Source organism: Citrobacter sp. S46_ASV_140, from assembly GCF_018919545.1.
GTDB lineage: Bacteria > Pseudomonadota > Gammaproteobacteria > Enterobacterales > Enterobacteriaceae > Citrobacter > Citrobacter braakii.
In genome coordinates this window covers 1-6,292 of the sequence record NZ_JAHLRC010000167.1, presented here as the reverse complement: position 1 = coordinate 6,292, position 6,292 = coordinate 1, and the positions used below count along the sequence as shown (strand labels likewise).

The following is a 6,292-nucleotide window of genomic DNA, read 5'->3' as shown; positions in this document are numbered from 1 at the left end:
ATTCAGGAATCACCGCATAGCGTACGGGTAGTAATGCCGGTCCCTGTGACATACAGTCACATTTATGATTTTTCATCCCTGTTCTCCTGCATATTCTAACTGTAAAGTTCTTAATTAATGCTCTTCACGAATTTCATTCCATTGCTGTTCTGTGACATGGGACGTGATTTGAATAAAATTTCCTCTTTCACTTCGTCTATTTATTTCAAGCAGTTTTTTAATAACGCTATGGTTATAAAATTCCGGAGCTACATTAATTGAACACTCACCCCATTTAATAAGATCTTCTATATCAAAGAAAGCACACAACTCGGCTTTTTTAAGTGAATCTCTTAATATCTTAAACACCTCTACTTCCGAAAATCGTTCACTACTCAAATGCGCTAAGCGATAATTACAAATAATCTTATTTTTTATCCCTGCAAAATTTATATCACGCCAATTGTCAGCACTCAGCGATAAAGTATATGAAAGTCGAACTTGATTATTAGATTTATTTATTTTATTGATAAACTGTCCATCGCCATCAATAAAACTCCACACTTCAACTGGTCCTAACAAACGTCGTTGTTGCCAATCATCCAGGATGGAGAAAAGAGAGATTATAATTGCGGGGTCATAATACCGAAGCAATACATCTTTGCCATCACGCTGTTGGATAGCGACTTTTCCCAGGTAATCAGCGAGATTTATAATATTATCTGCACACGTAAGCCAACCACAAATCATCCTGCCCTTACCCAGCAGTATCTCATTAGGTTCTATCTCTTTCAGGGCCTGCATAATACTTTCATGTAGTATATTACAATCAGCAGGTAAAGATAAATCCAGTGAAACCAAACAGGGTTCAAATTCAGCTGATAGATAACGAGTAGCAACAGGTACCCTTACAACATCCCTACTTTTTATTTTATCATAGAATGACGAATCTTTATTCCTCAGTCTTATAATTGCATTATCAATCATTAATATGCAATTTCTATTTAACGTTATAAAATGATTAAATATTTGTTCACCAATGTCATCCCCTCGTTTTTGCATTGCCGGTAAGGAGTAATCATAAGTTATTAAAGATTCCTTCATTTGCCCTCCATTAACCCAGCGTCACGGTAGGGCTTTGCGTACCACCAGCAGCATCAATGGCTGTGGCGCAAGGATCCGGTAACTCTATGCTAGCATTCAATGTTGCAGGAGCCATTTTCTGAATTCCAATACTCTTCACGCGAACATTGCCTGGCGCCCCTACTTCTATTTCACCATCTTTAAGCCTGATATATGCACCGCCACAACTGAGTACTAACTCTGTCGCTGCGGTAATAATCACCTGCTCATCTTTGCTGGCTATACTCAACGTTTTCTTTGCCATGAGATCCATTGCATCTCCCTGTGCCTGAATCTCCACTTTTCCTTTGCTGGCAAAAATTTTAATCCCCATCCACTGAGCGAAAAGACTTATTGTTTCTTTCACACCAAGGCGGAATTTTTTAGCGACACTGACATCCGCGTCCGCTCCAGAGGTTACAATGATATTCTCACCTGATGAGAGTTGGATACTGGCGGGAGTCACCTGAGCGATACCGGCAGGAGCAGAAAAAAGTAAAGCCTGTTTCTTGAGGTCTGTCATAGACTCCATCAACAATGCTTTTTGCCTCTCGATATCAGCCAGTTCTGCTTTCGCTTTTTCTGCCGCAGAACGAATACCTTTCGCATCCTGAAGCGCAGCTTGTAAGTTCGCTACTGCTTCATGCATATCTAACTGCAAACCTCCAGCTAATTCCTGACGATCGGCGCTGATAAAAATCCCCTTCCCTGCCCGAATAGCTCCCCACTGGTCTGTACGTAGTTCAAAGCCCTCTCCCCGCAGCGCGCGCTGCGCATCCACGTTATGCCCCAGGTTCAGTTGCGTCTTCCCGCCGTACTCGGTGCTGAGCTTGATGTGCTCCTCGCCCCGTTTGTCCTCCATGCGCAGTTTGTTATTGGCGGGCGTGCGGATGACGTTGCGGGTGTGGTTTGCCTCCGTCACGTGGTCAGGATGTCGGGAGTCATGCAGCGCATGGGCGATATAGGGCCGGTCCGGATCCCCTTCATGGAACGCCACCGCCACTTCTGTGCCCTGTATCAGCGGGAAGTGAATACCGTAGGTGTCGCCGCCATAGGGTTTGGCAAGGCGCACTGGCATACTTTCGTAGCCCTGTTGTTTATCATCACGATCCGCATCAAACTTAACCCAATAAAGCCCGCTCTGATTCAAATGAGCATATTCATCATTCTTTTTCGGGCTTGAAACACGTGCCATTAGCGTGCCGCTAATCACTGGCCGCGGTTTTAGTGGAGGTCTCCAACAGCGCGTTTCACTGTAAACGGTCGCCATCAACACCACTTGTAGTGCTTCCTTTCGGCTTGCGCTGAATGAAACCGCCGTAACCAGCAAGCTGTTACACACACTGGCAGGAAGCGTTGGGACAGGTGTGGATTCCGTAATATTCAGGACCTGAGCCGGGCTGAGGCTTACATCGGTTGATAATCCAGTGATTGTGGCTTGTGAGGAGAGATAACGCTCATGTTCCAGACGAGCCCAAAAATTCCCTGTCTCAGGCGATGGAGATACCTTATCACCCGTTTCAAGATGGCGCGGGCGATAGTGGTAAACATCCCCGTAAGTCACCCCGTCACCGTCACCGTAAGTCATATCGGCTTGTGCAGAAAATAATATTTTCTGTGCCTGACGATGGTTATAGTCCCCAGCAGTAACCGATGCCTGCACTGCAGACTGGTGGAACTGAATATCCCAGACTGAGTCGATACCATTGTCATTCATTCCGGAGGGACTATTCAGCGGTAATGTTTTGCCAAACTCCCATGCGCTTTGTTTGTCAGCAAAATAGATCACTTCAGTACCAGCATCAGGCTGAAGCCTGAAGAAGAAGAATATTCCCACTTCAGAGAGCAAACGTTCAATAAAGACCAGATCGCTTTCGTGATACTGATTAATTTGCTCTCGTTTTGGATATTCCATTGCCAAATCAAAATTATATTCCCAGTCTTTTAAACCATGCTCCTGTAAAATTTGACTAACAACGTCCGGAACTGACATATTTATAAAAAAACGGTGCGTGCGAAATTGATTTTTCAACAACGCGACAAAAGGTTCAATGATTAACTGATAGGTTGCCTGGTCTTTTGAACCACTTATACGATGGAAAGATGTCACAATACCATGTACCACTTTTCGGGCAGTTAACTCACTTAACTTCCCTATTCCCATGGTCAATGTAGTCGATTTTCTAAGTATCGACTCTGCTGCAATGTCTTTATCATTGCTGGAAAAATGAACTACATATCGATACAGCGAACTCATTTCCTCCGTACCACTAAAATTAATAACATCCAGTACAGACTTGCATGAAGGGATATACAATTGATAACGGTTTAACGTATTTTCAGATATAAATGACATCCCACCACCCAGTGATTCAGACATTCCCATATATTTAACCCTGTAATTTTATAAAGAGCTATTTTCAGAAAGTAAAAGCTACTCTCAACGCATTGTCTTTATTAAAACAACTATATCCGCTTTCTTATTTGTGACAATGGAAAAAGTAAATCGAAGATTATCGCTAGATATCCAAAGCTCTTCCCTACCATTATCACTATAATCATAAAGATGAAAACCAAGACCTGTTAGATAATTACGAATAACTTTTGCATCACCACCGTGAAAAATAATAAGATTTGTTTCCCGAGTACTTCCCTCAGGAGAAATATATTCGAAATAATAATTATTTGAGATCCTTGGGGCCTGCTTGATATCAACATCTGTGTAGAAATAGTAATCAAAAAAATCACTTTCCCGATATTCTAATTTATCTGGCCAGGGTATTAAAAGAGGTGACAAGGAAATCAAAGCAATAGTCACCAGTAATATTTTATAGTAGCTCAATACCATTCACCTCGACAAAAATGAATAATAACCGCCATCCCCGCTGATCACTTGTACCCGACCAGAAGTGAAATCACTCCACGGTTGCACCCATGTCATAAACGAAGGCAAACTCCCTTTATAGGGTTTATGAACAGCACAATTATCCGACGGGTCTGGAAACAGTAATGGTAAAAATCCTTTATTCTTATAATTGCCTATCGGCCCATAAAAATCCCATCGATTCAGTGCTCGCTCTTTACTGACTAACCTTAGTCTTGACTGGTAGTCTGAGGGAAGAATTGCCCTGTAGAAGCCTAAAAGATCAGAGGTAAGATCCTCTCCGCTAAAACCACTGTCGGTATACCAACTAAAGCACCAATTAGCTTGCAAACTTTCAAACAAGCGCGCCGTCGTCATCATCATGGCCAACGCAACGCTGTTTTTCTCACATGCAGATAAACCTTGTTTGATACGCCACTTAACAAACTTTCCTGTACCAAACTGGCGATGGTATACAAACATTTTTTGGCTATAAGTGACTTCATAATAACCATCACAGCCTGATTCACCTCGTTTTATATCTATCATCAGGTTTTTGATATCACTTCCCTGTGCATGGCCTATATCTATCCATCCCAATATTTCGCTATAAACAAGCCCTGTTTTACGAGTCGATGTCCACTCAGAAGGTTCAATAATATCGTTACGTTTACTCATTATTAAACTCCAGCATCATTAGCTCTTAACTCAAACTCAATACTACAAGTAGATCGGACAGAATAATGGTAGAGAACGCTTAACTGCTCCAGCCCCTCAAAACGCACCACATCCAGTGCATGCGGGCATGAAGGAATCGTTAAGCTGTAGCGGTTAAGCGTGGGCCGTGATGTTGTTAGTTCCATATTCATAGAGTTAACTCCATTTAATTAAATATATTTACGTACTTATAAAACCATCATAATATTGACCAACACCATTTCCCATTAACTAAAGAATCACAGGTAATCATCCCAATTACTACGCACACCTGACCTATCAACTCCTTATTAAACCCCACTTTATTAATAAGTCTGGCAAACCTGTATTTGTCATCAGCATTCGCTCTGTGATGTTCTGTATCCATAAAATCATAGGCCAGATATCCCATACTCACCGGAAATGATATAAGCCCTTTTGTCAAAGCAGCTATAAATCCAGAATCATCAATGTTAATAGCTTCGAGCATATCTTTGGCAAGCTCTTTAGCACCATCCATATTTAGTCCTGTTGCGCAACGCATATCCCAGTACAATATAAAACCCAGCATTAGTCTTATCTCTGGGTTTTATTTTTCACTCGTTATCAATTATCAATTCAATTCCCTCTTCATCACTCCAACTCAAAGTGAGCTGCTGAGGTTTTTGCTGCCGGGAAAGATACGTTAACAACTGCTGGCTGAGCACTGGCAAGATTTGTTGATTTAGCAGGCTATCAATATTCCTCGCCCCCGTATCCGGTAGCAGACAAGCGGCTGTCAGGGCATCAAAAAGGTTCTCAGATATCGTCGTAGTGATGCCGTAGTGACGCAGTAATCGCTGTCTAACTTGATCCAGTTTCATTTGTACAATCGTACGTAACGCAGGTTCACTGAGCGGATGGTAGATAATAGTCTGGAAGCGGGCCAGTAGCGCCGGCTGGAAATGATCACGCAAGAGGGGGCGCAGCAGCTCGTGCAGATCGGACTCCGTGGTTTCCGGCTGTTCTTCCAGCATCTGCATCACAGCGTCGCCGCCAAGATTGGAAGTCATCAAAATAACGGTGTTGCGAAAATCAATTTCTCGGCCTTCACCATCTCGCATGAAACCGCGGTCAAATACCTGGTAAAACAGGTTTATGACGTCGCGATGCGCTTTTTCTACTTCATCCAGCAATACCACGCTATAAGGGCGTTTTCGCACTGCTTCAGTCAGGATCCCTCCCTGACCATAACCCACATACCCCGGAGGTGAGCCCTTGAGTTGGCTCACGGTGTGCGACTCCTGATACTCAGACAGATTAATCGTGATCAGCGATTTTTCACCGCCAAAGTGAATGTCAGCCAGGGCCAGCGCCGTCTCCGTTTTCCCGGTTCCGCTTGGTCCAGTTAGCAGAAAAACACCCTGTGGGCCGTTTTCCGGCGTAAGTCCTGTTTTTGATGCCCGCAACCGCTGTGCGATAGTATTTAGCGCGTAATCCTGCCCGACAACGCGGTTTCCCATCTGGGTTTCAAGCGTCAGCAAGTCTGTCTGGGAGTCCTTCATTAGTGAAGACAACGGTACACCGGTCCAGTCGGCGATCACCGTAGCTACTGTGCGCGCGTCTACATCCGGAAACAGTAAAGGATGGCCC

The 6,292-nt window shown here is 43.5% G+C and carries 6 protein-coding genes; all 6 read right to left on the bottom strand.

Annotation, left to right across the window (positions count from 1 at the left end):
• Window positions 1–114: 114 nt before the first annotated feature.
• On the bottom strand, window positions 115–1,083 hold the full coding sequence (locus KQJ19_RS21775; RefSeq protein WP_216404128.1) for a DUF4123 domain-containing protein: 969 nt from the start codon (window positions 1,081–1,083) through the stop codon (window positions 115–117).
• Between the two features lie 10 nt (window positions 1,084–1,093).
• The gene (gene vgrG / locus KQJ19_RS21770) at window positions 1,094–3,487 is read right to left on the bottom strand and encodes a type VI secretion system Vgr family protein (RefSeq protein ID WP_216404127.1); all 2,394 of its coding nucleotides are present in this window, start codon (window positions 3,485–3,487) and stop codon (window positions 1,094–1,096) included.
• Between the two features lie 54 nt (window positions 3,488–3,541).
• Complete coding sequence (locus KQJ19_RS21765; protein WP_216404126.1) at window positions 3,542–3,943, bottom strand: hypothetical protein; 402 nt, start codon at window positions 3,941–3,943, stop codon at window positions 3,542–3,544.
• A gap of 6 nt (window positions 3,944–3,949) precedes the next feature.
• A complete protein-coding gene (locus KQJ19_RS21760; protein WP_047499243.1) occupies window positions 3,950–4,642 on the bottom strand; it encodes a hypothetical protein in 693 nt (230 codons plus the stop codon).
• Window positions 4,643–4,880: 238 nt separating this feature from the next.
• Window positions 4,881–5,180 carry a hypothetical protein gene (locus tag KQJ19_RS21755; protein ID WP_227021127.1) on the bottom strand — a complete coding sequence of 100 codons (300 nt, stop codon included), beginning with the start codon at window positions 5,178–5,180 and terminating at the stop codon, window positions 4,881–4,883.
• Window positions 5,181–5,256: 76 nt separating this feature from the next.
• Window positions 5,257–6,292 (bottom strand): AAA family ATPase (locus tag KQJ19_RS21750; RefSeq protein ID WP_216404125.1); only part of this gene is annotated, 1,036 nt, incomplete at its 5' end.

Excerpts from the sequence above, each read along its gene's own strand:
- KQJ19_RS21755 (WP_227021127.1), bottom strand. The coding sequence starts at position 5,180 with ATGGATGGTGCTAAAGAGCTTGCCAAAGATATGCTCGAAGCTATTAAC.
- KQJ19_RS21760 (WP_047499243.1), bottom strand. The coding sequence starts at position 4,642 with ATGAGTAAACGTAACGATATTATTGAACCTTCTGAGTGGACATCGACT.
- vgrG (WP_216404127.1), bottom strand. The coding sequence starts at position 3,487 with ATGGGAATGTCTGAATCACTGGGTGGTGGGATGTCATTTATATCTGAA.
- KQJ19_RS21775 (WP_216404128.1), bottom strand. The coding sequence starts at position 1,083 with ATGAAGGAATCTTTAATAACTTATGATTACTCCTTACCGGCAATGCAA.